The following is a 13,652-nucleotide window of genomic DNA, read 5'->3' on the forward strand; positions in this document are numbered from 1 at the left end:
GCGCGGTTTTTAAAGCGATGCCAAGGGAAAATTTACCCCGATGGCCCGCGCTGTCATTTTGACTATTCCAACGGCGCACCAAAATCCCGGACCGGACAAATTGACCACCCTTACCAGACGCTGGCCCGTTCGGTGCGTGAAAGGCTGTGCATCAACAAGTTGATCGTCACCGCCAGCGCAATCAGCACAAACCCCAGCCCCATCGCAAAGGCAAAATTCCCCTTGCCGGTTTCCAGCGCGATCGAGGTGGTCAACACCCGTGTGGAATGGTCGATATTGCCGCCCACGATCATTATCGCCCCGACTTCGCCAATCGCGCGGCCAAAACCGGCCAGCATTGCCGTCAGCAGGGCGCGGCGTCCGTCCCACAACAGGGCCGTAATGCGCTGCCATCGCGACGTGTTCAGCGAGATCAGCAAATCGTGGTAATCCGCCCATAAATCGCGGATCGTCTGATGCGAGATCGAGGCGATCAGTGGTGTGATGATGATCACCTGCGCGATAATCATCGCGGTAGGCGTGAACAGCAGACCGAACACCCCGAACGGGCCGGACCGTGACAGCATCATATAGACGAACAGCCCCACCACCACCGGCGGCAGCCCCATCAGCGCATTCAGCACCGCGATGGTCTGGCGGCGAAAGCGAAAGCGGTTGATCACCAGCCACGCCCCCAGCGGCAGGCCGATCAGGGAAGCAATCAGCACCGCCGTCACCGTTACCCGCAGCGACAGGCCGACAATTTCCAGCAGGTCGGGGTCAAGCGTGAATATCAGCCGGAAAGCCTCAATCGTGCCTTGTGCTATGTCGTTCATTTCTGTCTATCCGTTCACTGGGTTTCGCAAACCCTAGCCCAGCTTTGACAGCTATTCCAGCAATACCCTTGGCAACCACAATGCAATTTCCGGAAAGGCCATGACCATGCCCAGCCCGAACAGTTGCAACAACACGAAGGGCACAATCCCGGCATAGATTTGCTGGATCTTGATCGACTTGGGCGCGACTGCCTTCATATAGAACAGCGCAAAACCGAACGGCGGGGTCAGGAACGAGGTTTGCAGATTCACCGCCAGCAGGATGGCGAACCAGTAAACCGTGTCCACCTTGGCCACATGATCGCCGAAATCCAGTTGCTCGATGATCGGGGCGAAAACCGGCAGCACGATCAGGGTGATTTCGATCCAGTCAAAGAAGAAGCCCAGAACGAACACGATCCCCATCAGCATGAACAACAGGCCCCACGAGCCAAGGCCAAGCGATTCAACCAGTTCCACCACAATCGCATCCCCGCCCAACGAACGGAACACAAAGGAAAACAGCGTGGCGCCGACGAACAGGCCGAAAATCATCGCGTTGGTGCGCGCGGTGCTTTCCATCACTTCGGAGACCACTTTCCAGAAATTCTTCAGGCTCTGCCAGAAGCTGCCTTTGACGCCTTCGTCCTGCACCTTTTCACCGGTGACGAACATTTCCATCGGCTCGACCCCCAGCGCGGGCAGGACCACAAGGTTGAACAACCCCAGCAGGATCGCCCCCATTGCGCCAACACCGGCGGCTTCGGTCGGGGTGGCAAGGCCCATCAGGATCGACCCCAAAACGGCCATGATCAGCAAAACCGGCGGAATGAACGACCGCAGCACCATTATCAGGATCGGCCCCAACGTTTGCGGCCCGATGCCAGCATCCAGTCGCGGGGCCAGTTTCGGATTCAGCGTGCAACGGATGATGATGTAGACAAAGTACAGGCTGGCCAGCAACAGGCCGGGGAATACGGCAGCGACAAACAGGTTGCCGACCGAACGGCCCAGCAGGTCGGCCATGATCACCAGCATGATGGACGGCGGGATCAGGATGCCCAATGTGCCCGACGCGGCAATCGTGCCGGTGGACAGGCGCGCGTCATAGCCCTGTTCAATCATCACCGGCAGTGCCAGAAGAGACATCATCACAACCGACGCGCCAATGATCCCTGTCGTGGCCGCCAGAATGGTCCCCATCAGGGTGACTGCAAGCGCCAACCCGCCGGGGATGCGGCGCAGCAAGACTTGCAGGCAATTCAGCAAATCGCGGGCGATGCCGGATCGTTCCAGCATCGTGCCCATCAGGATGAACATCGGAACCGCCGTTAACAGCAGGTTCTCGGACACGGCCCCGTAGATGCGCGACGGAATCGCGCCGAATTGCGGCCAGTCAAACAGCCACGGGTCAATCCAGATCGCCAGCATGGCAAAGGCCAGCCCGACACCGCCCAAAACAAATGCCACCGGAAAGCCGGAAAACAAAAACAATCCCAATGCGCCGAACATGGCCAGCGGCAGAATTTCCTCGAGGCCCATGTTATATCTCCTCGCCCAGCATTTCGGCGGCCTGATCCGGCGGAAGTTGCCCGCGCAGACCGGCAACGGCTTTGATCAATTGCGAAAGACCGGCAATACCGATCAGGGCGAACATGATGGGCAAGGTCACCTTCAACGCCCAGCTATAGGGCAGGCCGACGGTGGATTTTGAAACCTCGTGCTCCAGAAACGAAGCATAGGTATAGGCAGCGGAATAAAATCCCGCGATGGCCACAAAGGGCAGCAGGAACAGCACAAGACCAAGGATTTCGACCCAGTATTTTCCCCGTATGGAAAACCGGTCGCGCAGCAAGTCAATGCGCACATGGGTGCCTTTGATCAGGGCATAGCCCAGCATCATTGTGAAAAAATACGAGTGCAACCAGTATTCGGACTCCTGCACCATGGTGGAATTCAGGCCAAAGGGTTTGGGCACGCCGAAATAGCGCGTGCCAACGTCATAACAGACGGTAATGACCAGCAGCAGCCCCGCCCATTTGAAGATGCTGGCGATCAGGGTCAGGAACCCGTCAAACGCCGCACTCAGTTTCAACAATGCCTGCATGATATATCTGCCCTTCGCCTTGAATAAGGTGCGCGGCCCTGCCTTTGGGACGGGGCCGCGCGGTCTTGGCTTTTACTTCAGGTACCCGTACTCGGCCCAAAGCTTGTACTCGTCACGATAAGCCTGAAGAGAAGCCCAGACGCGTGCGAAATCCTCATTCGCGGCGGCTTGTTCTTCGGCGACTTCGTTCCACTTTTCCTCGAACACGGCCAGATCATCATCGGACCAGCGATGCAGGGTAACGCCGTTGGCGACCAGTTCTTTCAAAGCTTTGGCCTGAATGGCTTCACCTTCGGCCAGACCCATCGCGACATTTGCCTTACAGGCATTTTCAATGATCGCCTGCTGCTGGTCATCCATCGCGTTCCACTTGTCCATGCCGACCATGAATTCAAGGAAGGTGGACTGTTGATGCCAGCCGGGGAAATAGTAATGCTTGGCGATCTGGTAGAAGCCCAGCTTCAAATCAATCGCTGGCATGGAAAACTCGGTCGCATCAATCGCGCCGCGTTCCAGCGCCGGATAGATATCGGCAGCGGCCAGAAGCTGTGTATCGACCCCCAGCTTTTGCATCACCTTGGCCCCCAGACCAAAGAAGCGCATTTTCAGACCCTTCAGGTCAGCGGTGGATTCAATCGGCTCGCGAAACCAGCCCGAAGCCTCGGGCGCGATGATGCCGCAGATGTTGACGTGGATGTTATGACGCGCGTAAATCTCCTGCATCATTTCCTCGCCGCCGCCGTAATACATCCAGCCCAGATATTCGCCCGCCGAAGGGCCGAACGGAACCGTGGTGAACAGGGTTACAGCAGGTTCCTTGCCCTGCCAGTAACCGGGGGCGGACCAGCCGGAATCAACCGCGCCGGATTTGATCGCATCAAACAGTTCCAGTGCGGGCACCAGCGCGCCGGGTTCGAACATTTTGATCTGGATGCTGCCGCCCGACATCGCGTTGATGTTGGTTTCCAGCTGCTTCCCCAACGTGCCCAGTTGCACCAGCCCCGAAGGAAAGGTCGAGCCCATTTTCAGGCGAATATCTTTCGCGCTTGCACCGCTGACCGTAGCCAGCGTCATTGCCGCACCTACAAGTGTCGCATTAATTAGTTTCTTCATGTTTCAGTCTCCCTATGAATGCCAACCCGAACCGGTTGACGGATGTTAAACGCGGGGTTTGCCCCGTCTGTTATTTTCGGCCTTTATCAGGCAACCCGATCGCCCTTCTTGATTTTTACGGTGCGGTTATCGACCGCCGGCAACATGCGCGACGGATCACGCGTGACCATCACGTCAATCACCGTTGGCCGCCCTGTTTCGGCAAAAGCCGCGGCCAGCGCGGGGGCCAGATCATCGGGGCTTTCCACGCGGATCCCGTGACAGCCCATCGCCTGTGCAACATTGGCATAATTGGTTTCCGACAGGTCCGAGGATTGGTAATTCCCCTCGCCATACATCAGATGTTGAAGAGCCTTGACGTAGCCAGAGGCGGCGTTGTTCACCACAATCACCGTCAGCCCCAGCCCCATGCGCCGCGCGGTTTCCAATTCGCCCAGAACCATGTTGAAACCGCCGTCCCCGGTCAGCCCCACCACCACCGCATCGGGCGCCGCCAGTTGTGCCCCCATCGCGCCGGGCAACCCGTACCCGATGCTGGCAAAGCCACGATCCGGCACAAAGGCGCGGGTGGCTTTCTTTGTGTCAAACAGCAAGCCACCCCAATGGGCCGCAAAGCCGCCATCGGCAATCAGATAGCCATCGTCAGGCAGAGCTTTGTTGATCTCGGTGATCAGGCGAGCCATGTGGACGGGGGATTCACCGGAATAAAGCCGTTCGGACACATCCTGCCGCCACGCCTCCATCGCCGCCGGAATTTCCGCCAGATAACCAGCGCGGCTGGCCTTTTGTTCGGCCGCATTTCCGGCCAGCGCCGCCGTGATGTCCTGCAACCCCGCCTTGGCGTCCCCCCACAGGCGCAAGGTGGGTTGATAGGTGCGACCCATTTCCTCGGCCACGCAATCCAGATGGATCACCCGCGCACCGGCAGCCGGAATGGAATAGCGTTTGGTCGCGATTTCACCCAGCTTGCACCCCACCACCAACAAACAATCGCTTTTGTCGATCAGGTCATTTGCAATCCGGTCATAGCGCCCGAACAACCCCGCACTTAGCGGGCTGTTGCAGGCAATCGCACCTTTTCCGGTCAGCGTATGGGCCACGGGAATACCGCAAGCCTCGGCCAGTTCCGTCACCGCAGATTGCGCGCCAGACAGGTGTATCCCGCCACCCACCAGCATCATTGGCCGTTTCGCAGCGGCCAGCATTTTCGCGGCTTCAACCACCCCGTCCGCATCGGGGCGGCAGCGGATCGCCGGTATCTGGCAATGCGCCGGATCGGCCACGAAGTCAGCCTCGTTAAACTCCAGCATGCCATGCGCCACATCTTCGGGCACCGACACCACCACCGGACCGGGACGGCCCGATGTCGCCAGCATGAATGCCCGCCGGATCAGTTCGGGTATCCGCGCCACCGTTTCCACCCGCAGCAATTCCTTGCAGGCGGGGCGCAGGATGGTCACCTGATCGGTTTCCTGTGTCATGTTCTTGCCCGCGTGATCGCGGTTCGCGTCGCCAATGATCGCCACGATGGGCGAGCCTGCATTCAGCGCCTCGACCAGACCGGTCACAAGGTTGGTCGCCCCCGGCCCCAGCGTGGCATCCACCAGCCCGACGCGATTCGAGACCTTGGCATAGGCATCCGCCGCAAACACCGCACAGCGTTCGTCATTGATCAAGTTGTGGTTCAGCCCCAGCCGCCGCGCCGCGTCATAAAACGGCAACAGCTGGAACCCGCCCATGCCGAACATCGGACCGGCGTCATGGGCCAGCAACATGCGGGCGATGGCTTCGCCACCGGTGATTTCGATATTGCTCATTTGCCCATTGTCTCCTTTGCTGCTGTGACGATCATCTGTTCGGTCACGCGCATTTTATCCTCGAGGTTGGGCGCATAAGCGACCAGTGAACGCGGCGCGCCCAAACGGCGCACAGGGCCGCGCAAAGCGTCGCCCGCCTGTTCCACCACAGTCGCCACCACTTCGGCGCCAAAACCGCCCACGGCCACAGATTCATGCGCCACCACCAGACGGCCGGTTTTACGAACCGAGGCAATCACCGTTTCCTTGTCCCACGGCCACAGGCTGCGCAGATCGATCACTTCGGCATCGACCCCTTGGCCCGCCAGCTTTTCTGCCGCCTGCACGCACAGGTTTGCCGTGTCGGACCAGCTGACCAGCGTCACATCCGCCCCAAGTCGGCGCACCGCCGCATTGCCCAGTTCGATGTCCAGCGAAGTATCCACCTCGCCCTCCATGCCCCAGATGTTTTTGTGCTCCAGATAAACCACCGGATCATCACAACGGATCGCGGCCTTCATCATCGAATAATTGTCCTGCGGCGTGGCGGGGCAGACCACCACCAGACCGGGGATATGCACATACCAGCTTTCCAGCGACTGGCTGTGTTGCGCGGCGGAAGACCGCCACAACCCGATTGGTTTGCGGATAACCATCGGCGCGCGGGACTGGCCGCCGAACATGAACCGCGCCTTGGCGATCTGGTTCACCAATTCGTCCGTCGCGCACAGCGCAAAATCGGAAAACCGCATCTCGACCACAGGCCGCGTGCCCACCATCGCCGCGCCAAAGGCCGCGCCCATTATGGCGGCTTCGGAAATAGGGGTATCGGCCACACGGTCGGGTCCGAATTCATCCTGTAGGCCCAGATATTGGCCAAAGACCGAACCACGCCCCAGATCCTCGCCCACGCACCAGACGGTTTCGTCCGCCTGCATCATTTCGCGTAGCGCCTCGCGGCTGGCCTCGACGAATGTCATTTTCACCATCAGTAAGCCCCCTGCGCGGGGCTGCCGATGTCCTGGACATCCTGCAAGGCCATGTCATCAGCGGGAAACGGGGTGGCTGCGGCATCGGCCAGAACCTGCACCATTTCGGATTGTGCGGCGGTGTGGACCGCGTCCAGCTCGTCCGCGCTTAACCCCATACCCGCCAGAACCGCGCGTTGACGTGTAATCGGGTCATTGGTCTTGGCCTCGTGTTCGGATTCACCCTCGGGCCGGTATCCGGCGGGGTCAAACGAAGTGTGACCGGTCCGCCGGTAGGTGATAGCGTGCAGCATTTCCGGCCCGCCACCCGCGCGGATGCGGGCGGTGATTTCAGCCGTTACATCGGCCACGGCTTCGGCATCGTTGCCATCCACCGTGGTCGCCCGCAGGCCCAGCGCTTCCGCGCGCGCGGCGGCCCCCGGCCCGCCGGTGACGGATGATGTTTTGGTGGTCGCGGAATACTGGTTGTCCTCGCAAACAAAAAGGATTGGCAGATCAAACACCGAGGCCCAGTTCACCCCCTCAAGAAACGGTCCGCGATTGATCGCGCCATCGCCGAAAATATCCACCACGATCCGGTCGCTGCCCTGCAATTTCAACCCATGCGCCGCCCCCGCCGCGATGGTAATATTCGCACCAACAACACCGTTCGCGCCCAGCATCCCGACCCCGAAGTCGGCAATATGCATCGAGCCGCCCTTGCCACCGCAACAGCCGCCCTCACGCCCCAGCAATTCGCGCATCATCGCCAGCGGGTCGGCCCCTTTGGCCAAAGTATGCCCGTGCCCGCGATGGGTCGACAGCAAAATGTCATCACGGTTGAAATTGCACATCACACCGGCGGCAACCGCCTCTTGTCCGATCGACGGGTGGATCGCCCCCAGCACCAGTTTATCGCGTTCGGCGGCCAGACAGGCCTGTTCCTCGAAGGCGCGGATGCGCTCCATCATCGCCAGCAAATCGCGGGCGCGTCTGGTGTTATGGTCTGCGGTAGTCATGCCTATCCCTGCTCCATTTCGTCCATCCGGCGGGCCAGCAGTGACGCTTCTTTGCGCAGTGCCGGCACCAGTTCCGTTTCAATCCGTGTTTTTGTCATGCGGGCGTCAATTGCACCCAAGGCCAGCGCGCCGACCACACGTTTGCTGCGGGTAATCACCGGCACCGCGACAGCACTGGTGCCCGCCACGATCCGCCCGATATTGGCGGCATAGCCATTGGCAACATAGGCGTCATAGCTGGCCTGCAAATCCTTGGCCGTGATCCCGTATTCCGCCATCCAGTTGCGGTTCACCCGCAACACGGCCTCGCGTTTTTCATCCCCCATCGCGCAAAACAGCGCCAAGGCCCCCGCGCCAACGCCCAATGGCCGCCGGTCCCCGATATTTAGGGTCAGGGTCCGGATCGGAAACGCCCCCGTGGCCCGTGCAACGCAAATTGCCGCCGCACCTTCGGGCACCGACAGGAACACCGTGTCCTCGGACAATTTAGCCAGCCGCTCCATCCCGCGCCCGGCCATGCCCGCGATGTTCGACCGTGTCGCCACCTGCGCGATATGGGCCAGCTTGTGACCCAGCAGATAGCGGCGGCTTTCAGGATCCTGATAGATGAACCCGACCTCCTGCATATTAGCCAGCACGCGAAAAGCGGTGGTTTTGGAAAACCCGCTGCGCTCGACAATCTGGTTCAGCGCCAGCCCTTCGGGGGCCGCCGTCAGCACATCAATGATGCGCGCCGCGCGAGCGATTGAGCCGGTTATTGCCGCTATTTCTGTCATTCCCCACCATAATTCCGTTTATCGGAACAAATCGTTCTGTTAACGTGCAATTAATTCAACCAACGAGTCAAGAACCATGGCCGATAAAATACAGCTTCTGGATTCCATCACCGATGCTACTGCCTCCACCGCAGGGCAGATCGTGGTCAGCGGATCGCACGGCGGGTTCTATCCGGCGGCGGTTGCCTCGGGTGCAGGGGCGCGGGCGGTGCTGTTCAATGACGCGGGGATCGGGTTGGAGCAGGCAGGCGTAGCAGGGGTGTTGGCGCTGGCCGATATTGGTATGGCCGCAGCGGGGGTGGATTGCCAGAGTTGCGAGATCGGATCGGCGGCGGACACGTTGGAAAACGGGGTGATCAGCGTGGTGAATACCGTGGCCAAAACTTTGGGCATCATGGCGGGGATGCCGGTTGCCACAGCCATTTCCCTGCTTGAAACCGCCCCCATGCCGCAGGGTAAACTGCCCCCTCATCCAGAGGCTCGCCAGTCGGTGCAGATCGGCAGGGTTTCGGTGGAACTGCTGGATTCAGCTTCATTGGTTGGGCCGCAGGACAGCGGCAAGATCGTGATCACCGGCTCGCACGGCGGGTTGATCGGCGGTAACCCGGCCCGTGCCATCAAGGCCCCCGTGCGCATCGCCGTGTTCAATGACGCCGGTTTTGGCAAGGGCAACATCGGCATCAGCCGTCTGCCCGCGCTGGACGTCCGCGATATTGCCGCCGTCACCGTGTCCTGCCAGAGCGCCCGCATTGGCGATGCAAAATCGGCGCTGGGAACCGGTGTGATTTCAGCGTTGAACACGGCCGCGCAGGCGCAAGGGGCAGAAATAGACACCCCGCTTGCCGCATGGTTGGCCATGCTATAGACAGTGCGCCGCGCAACGGCTATCGGTTTTCCCATGAAAAAAACAGTTGATCCGCTTTCCTCGGTCACCCAGGCGCTGACCCATTTCCAGAACGGCCTTGGCCAGATGCAAGAGGCTTTGAGCAGCCCCGACTTGTCTGCCGCCGTTGCCGGTGCCGCCGATCTGATCTTCAACATGAAGGGCCGGCTGATCCTGTCAGGCATCGGCAAAAGCGGCCATATCGCCCGCAAGCTGGCGGCCACCTTTGCCTCCACCGGCACGCCTGCGTTTTTCGTACATGCCTCCGAGGCCAGCCACGGCGATTTGGGGATGATCCAAGGTGACGATGTATTACTGCTGCTGTCGTGGTCCGGCGAGACCAGGGAAATGGCCGATATCATCGCCTATGGCATCCGCTTTGACGTGCCGATCATCGGTATTACGGGGCGCACGGGCAGCACGCTGGCCAGCAAATCCCGATTCCCTCTGGTTCTGCCCAAGGCGGCCGAGGCCTGCCCGCATAACCTTGCCCCGACCACCTCGACTCTGTTGCAACTGGCGATGGGGGATGCGCTGGCGGTAACATTGCTGCAAATGCGCGGCTTTACCGAGGAAAGTTTCCGCAACTTCCATCCGGGCGGCAAGCTGGGATCGGCGCTGATGCCGGTGCGCGACATCATGCACAAGGGGGATGAATTGCCGCTGGTGCCACTGGACGCGCCGGTGATCGAGGTGATCAGCGAGATTTCCGCCAAGGGGTTCGGCATCGTCGGGATGCAGAACGCTGATGGCAGCCTTGCCGGTGTGATCACCGATGGCGATATCCGGCGTTATCTGGAAAGCAACGCGTCGGGCACCCTGCAATCGGTGATCGGCGAGGCCAGGGCGGGGATGCTGATGACCAAAGGCGGGATCACGATCGAGCCGGACCGGCTGTGCGCCCGCGCGCTGAATGTGATGCAGACCAAACGGATCACGGCGGCCTTTGTGATGGAAGCGGACCGGCCCGTGGGGCTGATTACGGTGCATCAACTGTTGCAGATGGGCGTGGCTTAAAGCCTGATCTAACCCTTCATCAACGTATCAATCGCCTTTAGCTGCGTCAGCATTTCACCCATCTGGTCCAGCACCACCATATTCGGCCCATCAGAGGGCGCGTGGTCGGGATCGGGGTGGGTTTCAACGAAAATCGCAGCACAACCCACAGCCACCGCCGCGCGGGCCAGTGGCGGGACGAATTCGCGCTTGCCGCCGCTTGAGCCGCCTTGCCCGCCCGGGAATTGCACCGAGTGGGTGGCGTCATACACCACCGGATAGCCGGTTTCAGCCATGATTGGCAGGCTGCGGAAATCACTGACCAGCATATTATAGCCAAAGGATGTGCCACGGTCGGTCAGCAGGATGCGTTCATTCCCCGTGCTGGCGATTTTGTCCGCCACATGGGCCATATCGTTCGGGGCCAGAAACTGCCCCTTTTTCACATTGATTGCTGCGCCGGTTTCGCCAGCGGCCAGCAACAGGTCGGTCTGACGGCACAAAAACGCGGGGATCTGGATGATGTCCACCGCCTGCGCCGCCACCGCGCATTGCGGTATGTCATGCACATCGGTCAGGGTGGGGCAGCCGTATTCGGCGGAAATCTTCGACAGGATCGTAAGGCCCTCGTCCAGCCCCAACCCGCGTTTTCCCGACAGGCTGGTGCGGTTGGCCTTATCAAAGCTGCCCTTGAACACCAGCGGGATGTCCAGACCGGCACACAGCCCGACAAGGGTTTCGGCAATCTTGCGGCTGTGGTCCAGCCCCTCCAACTGACACGGCCCCGCGATCAGCACAAAAGATGCGTCATTGGAAAATTCGACCTGTCCGACGGTTACAGTTTTCATGCCTCGCCCCTTCTTTTCAATTCGGCCTCGATCCGCGCAACGTCGGTCGGGTTGTTCAGCTCCCAGAATACTGTGCCGCGCGCCTCGACCTCGACACAGCGCACCCGCACGCCGCGTTGCAGGAAACGCAACTGCTCAAGCCCCTCCAGCTGCTCCAGCTCGCAAACGCCCCAGTCGTGATAGGCTTTTAGCGTGGCGGGACGGTAGGCATAGGCGCCGACATGGTGGAACACCGGTGTCATGGTGTCGGCGTTATAGCTGTCATCGGTATAGGGCACGACCTCTTTCGAGAAATACAGCGCGTCGTGGTTTACATCGAACACCGCCGTGGTGCCGCCAACACGGCCATTGCGCCGGTCCTCGCGAAGGTTGGCCAGCATTTCGCCGTCGCAACGCAATACCGGCGTGGCCATCTGCACATCGGGATTGGCGTGCATTTCGTCGATCAGGGCAGACAGGAACCACGACGGGGTCAGCGGCGCGTCGCCTTGCAGGTTCACCACGATGTCGGGCAGATCGTCCAGATGCCGCAGGGCATCGGCCACCCGTTCGGTGCCGTTGGCGCAATCCTCGCCGGTCATCAGAACCTTTGCGCCGAAGCGTTCGGCCTCGCGCGCGATACCGGCGTCATCGGTGGCGATGTAAACGTCCGAAACGCCCGACACGGCCTTGGCCGCATCCCAACTGCGTTCGATCAGCGGCTTGACCTTGCCTGTGGCCCCTTTCAGCGGGGCAAGAGGTTTACCCGGATAGCGGGTCGAGGCATAGCGGGCGGGGATAATTATGATCACTTTGTCATTCATACCCCCGTGATGCTTGATCTGCGCGGCAGGGCCAAGCAAAAAATGCGGTTTTGTGCGATATCGCGCTGCCCCGGACCTGATCCGGGGCCTGCCTGACCGCATAAGGCCCCGGATCAGGTCTGGGGCAGCACCTCTTTTCAGACTGGAAGCGCGGCTGTTTTCTGTGTAACACCCTCACAACGAAGATAAGGAAAACGCCGTGGCCAACCACCTGTACCAAAACGACCTGCCCGATGATCTGGACCTTGGCCCGATCGTCGCGATTGATTGCGAAACCATGGGTCTGAACCCGATGCGCGACCGCTTGTGTCTGGTGCAAATGTCCGGTGGCGATGGCAATGCCCATCTGGTGCAGATCGCCAAAAGCCAGACAAAGGCCCCGAACCTGTGCCGTATGCTGGCCGACCCGAATGTGCTGAAACTGTTCCACTTTGGCCGCTTCGACATCGCCGCGATGCAAAATGCCTTTGGCACTGTCACCGCGCCGGTCTACTGCACCAAGATCGCCTCGCGACTGATCCGCACCTATACCGACCGGCACGGGTTGAAGAACCTGCTGCAGGAATTGCTGGGCGTGGATATTTCCAAATACCAGCAAAGCTCGGACTGGGGGGCGGCGGAACTGACCAAAGCCCAGATCGATTACGCGGCCTCGGATGTGCTGTATCTGCACCGCCTGCGCGAGGAACTGAACAAACGGCTACAGCGCGAGGGGCGGATGGAGATTGCGCAGGCCTGTTTCGATTTCCTGCCGATGCGCGCCAATCTGGACCTTGCCGGCTGGCCGGAAATCGACATTTTCGCCCACTCGTAATGCGCCATATGCCGCCACACGGGCGTAATCATATCGGCGGCACATCGCCTATGCGTTTTGCAATTCCCTTGGCCCGGCACCGTTATTCTGGCACGGTTCCCGCATGACCACTTACGACAACAGCTATTCCCGATTTGTTGCCTGGACCAAGGTGATCCTGCCCATCGTCGCGCTGGGCATCCTGTCGACGTTGTTCCTGTTTTCGCGCAACATCGACCCGACGTTGTCGATCCCCTATGCCAAGGTCGATGTCGAAGGATTAGCCCGTGAACAGCGGATCGGTGCACCAAATTATGCCGGTGTGACCGAAGATGGCTCGGCCATCTCGATCATCGCCAAATCGGCCCGCCCCGACCCCGACAATACCGAAACCATAACCGCCACCGATCTGACCACCACGATCGAGGATGCCACCGGCGGACGGATCGACATTGCCTCGGACAACGGGGTGATTGATACCGGCCAACAGATTGTCACCCTGCAAGGTGGCGTGCGGATCGAAACCTCGACCGGATATGTGATCAACACCTCGGGCCTGACTGCCGCGCTGAACGAAACCCGCGCCCAAACCGATGGCACAGTCACCGCCACCGGCCCGCTGGGCACTCTGGAAGCCGGACAAATGCTGTTGGAACGCCAAAATGGCGCCAAAGGGGCGCATCTTCTGGTTTTCAAGGGTGGGGTGAAGCTGGTATACGATCCAAAAGGCTAGTCGCCCGTATTTCGAGGGGAAAT

At 60.2% G+C, this 13,652-nt stretch carries 14 protein-coding genes; 4 read left to right on the plus strand and 10 right to left on the minus strand.

Annotated features, from left to right (window positions below; genetic code table 11):
- Positions 1–110: 110 nt before the first annotated feature.
- The 8 genes from BAR1_RS15590 to BAR1_RS15625 all read right to left on the minus strand — a co-directional run bounded on the left by BAR1_RS15590 (position 111) and on the right by BAR1_RS15625 (position 8,573).
- Complete coding sequence (locus tag BAR1_RS15590) at positions 111–815, minus strand: ABC transporter permease (RefSeq protein ID WP_118943882.1); 705 nt, start codon at positions 813–815, stop codon at positions 111–113.
- 51 nt (positions 816–866) lie between these two features.
- On the minus strand, positions 867–2,336 hold the full coding sequence (locus tag BAR1_RS15595; RefSeq protein ID WP_118943883.1) for a TRAP transporter large permease: 1,470 nt from the start codon (positions 2,334–2,336) through the stop codon (positions 867–869).
- 1 nt (position 2,337) lies between these two features.
- A complete protein-coding gene (locus BAR1_RS15600; RefSeq protein WP_118943884.1) occupies positions 2,338–2,901 on the minus strand; it encodes a TRAP transporter small permease subunit in 564 nt (187 codons plus the stop codon).
- A gap of 72 nt (positions 2,902–2,973) precedes the next feature.
- Positions 2,974–4,014, minus strand: a complete 1,041-nt coding sequence (locus tag BAR1_RS15605) for a TRAP transporter substrate-binding protein (RefSeq protein WP_118943885.1) — start codon at positions 4,012–4,014, stop codon at positions 2,974–2,976.
- Between the two features lie 86 nt (positions 4,015–4,100).
- Complete coding sequence (locus BAR1_RS15610) at positions 4,101–5,831, minus strand: thiamine pyrophosphate-binding protein (protein WP_118943886.1); 1,731 nt, start codon at positions 5,829–5,831, stop codon at positions 4,101–4,103.
- A complete protein-coding gene (locus BAR1_RS15615) occupies positions 5,828–6,799 on the minus strand; it encodes an alpha-ketoacid dehydrogenase subunit beta (protein WP_118943887.1) in 972 nt (323 codons plus the stop codon). Before BAR1_RS15615 ends, BAR1_RS15610 begins: the two co-directional genes overlap by 4 nt.
- Entirely contained in the window at positions 6,799–7,797 is a 999-nt protein-coding gene (locus BAR1_RS15620) for a thiamine pyrophosphate-dependent dehydrogenase E1 component subunit alpha (RefSeq protein ID WP_228408581.1), read from the minus strand. The genes BAR1_RS15615 and BAR1_RS15620 overlap by 1 nt, the downstream gene beginning before the upstream one ends.
- A gap of 2 nt (positions 7,798–7,799) precedes the next feature.
- Entirely contained in the window at positions 7,800–8,573 is a 774-nt protein-coding gene (locus BAR1_RS15625; protein WP_118943888.1) for an IclR family transcriptional regulator, read from the minus strand.
- A gap of 76 nt (positions 8,574–8,649) precedes the next feature.
- Between BAR1_RS15625 and BAR1_RS15630 the strand changes: the two genes are divergently transcribed.
- Complete coding sequence (locus tag BAR1_RS15630) at positions 8,650–9,438, plus strand: hypothetical protein (protein WP_118943889.1); 789 nt, start codon at positions 8,650–8,652, stop codon at positions 9,436–9,438.
- Positions 9,439–9,471: 33 nt separating this feature from the next.
- Positions 9,472–10,473, plus strand: a complete 1,002-nt coding sequence (locus BAR1_RS15635) for a KpsF/GutQ family sugar-phosphate isomerase (protein WP_118943890.1) — start codon at positions 9,472–9,474, stop codon at positions 10,471–10,473.
- A gap of 8 nt (positions 10,474–10,481) precedes the next feature.
- Here BAR1_RS15635 and kdsA read toward each other — a convergent pair whose 3' ends face one another.
- Together kdsA and BAR1_RS15645 are read right to left on the minus strand one after the other, a co-directional pair.
- The gene (kdsA, locus tag BAR1_RS15640; protein WP_118943891.1) at positions 10,482–11,300 is read right to left on the minus strand and encodes a 3-deoxy-8-phosphooctulonate synthase; all 819 of its coding nucleotides are present in this window, start codon (positions 11,298–11,300) and stop codon (positions 10,482–10,484) included.
- The gene (locus tag BAR1_RS15645) at positions 11,297–12,103 is read right to left on the minus strand and encodes a 3-deoxy-manno-octulosonate cytidylyltransferase (protein WP_118944518.1); all 807 of its coding nucleotides are present in this window, start codon (positions 12,101–12,103) and stop codon (positions 11,297–11,299) included. Before BAR1_RS15645 ends, kdsA begins: the two co-directional genes overlap by 4 nt.
- Before the next feature lie 199 nt (positions 12,104–12,302).
- Between BAR1_RS15645 and BAR1_RS15650 the strand changes: the two genes are divergently transcribed.
- Both BAR1_RS15650 and lptC read left to right on the plus strand, forming a co-directional pair.
- The gene (locus BAR1_RS15650; RefSeq protein ID WP_118943892.1) at positions 12,303–12,917 is read left to right on the plus strand and encodes a ribonuclease D; all 615 of its coding nucleotides are present in this window, start codon (positions 12,303–12,305) and stop codon (positions 12,915–12,917) included.
- Between the two features lie 103 nt (positions 12,918–13,020).
- Positions 13,021–13,629 (plus strand): LPS export ABC transporter periplasmic protein LptC, encoded by a 609-nt coding sequence (lptC, locus tag BAR1_RS15655; protein WP_118943893.1) that lies wholly within the window; start codon positions 13,021–13,023, stop codon positions 13,627–13,629.
- The last annotated feature ends 23 nt before the right edge of the window (positions 13,630–13,652 follow it).

Source organism: Profundibacter amoris, from assembly GCF_003544895.1.
In the GTDB taxonomy this organism is placed as follows: domain Bacteria; phylum Pseudomonadota; class Alphaproteobacteria; order Rhodobacterales; family Rhodobacteraceae; genus Profundibacter; species Profundibacter amoris.

Bases quoted from the DNA above. Each gene is read 5' to 3' on its own strand.
- BAR1_RS15645 (WP_118944518.1), bottom strand. From the start codon at position 12,103: ATGAATGACAAAGTGATCATAATTATCCCCGCCCGCTATGCCTCGACC.
- kdsA (WP_118943891.1), bottom strand. From the start codon at position 11,300: ATGAAAACTGTAACCGTCGGACAGGTCGAATTTTCCAATGACGCATCT.
- BAR1_RS15635 (WP_118943890.1), top strand. From the start codon at position 9,472: ATGAAAAAAACAGTTGATCCGCTTTCCTCGGTCACCCAGGCGCTGACC.
- BAR1_RS15610 (WP_118943886.1), bottom strand. From the start codon at position 5,831: ATGAGCAATATCGAAATCACCGGTGGCGAAGCCATCGCCCGCATGTTG.
- BAR1_RS15600 (WP_118943884.1), bottom strand. From the start codon at position 2,901: ATGCAGGCATTGTTGAAACTGAGTGCGGCGTTTGACGGGTTCCTGACC.
- BAR1_RS15625 (WP_118943888.1), bottom strand. From the start codon at position 8,573: ATGACAGAAATAGCGGCAATAACCGGCTCAATCGCTCGCGCGGCGCGC.
- BAR1_RS15605 (WP_118943885.1), bottom strand. From the start codon at position 4,014: ATGAAGAAACTAATTAATGCGACACTTGTAGGTGCGGCAATGACGCTG.
- BAR1_RS15615 (WP_118943887.1), bottom strand. From the start codon at position 6,799: ATGGTGAAAATGACATTCGTCGAGGCCAGCCGCGAGGCGCTACGCGAA.
- BAR1_RS15595 (WP_118943883.1), bottom strand. From the start codon at position 2,336: ATGGGCCTCGAGGAAATTCTGCCGCTGGCCATGTTCGGCGCATTGGGA.
- BAR1_RS15620 (WP_228408581.1), bottom strand. From the start codon at position 7,797: ATGACTACCGCAGACCATAACACCAGACGCGCCCGCGATTTGCTGGCG.
- lptC (WP_118943893.1), top strand. From the start codon at position 13,021: ATGACCACTTACGACAACAGCTATTCCCGATTTGTTGCCTGGACCAAG.
- BAR1_RS15630 (WP_118943889.1), top strand. From the start codon at position 8,650: ATGGCCGATAAAATACAGCTTCTGGATTCCATCACCGATGCTACTGCC.
- BAR1_RS15590 (WP_118943882.1), bottom strand. From the start codon at position 815: ATGAACGACATAGCACAAGGCACGATTGAGGCTTTCCGGCTGATATTC.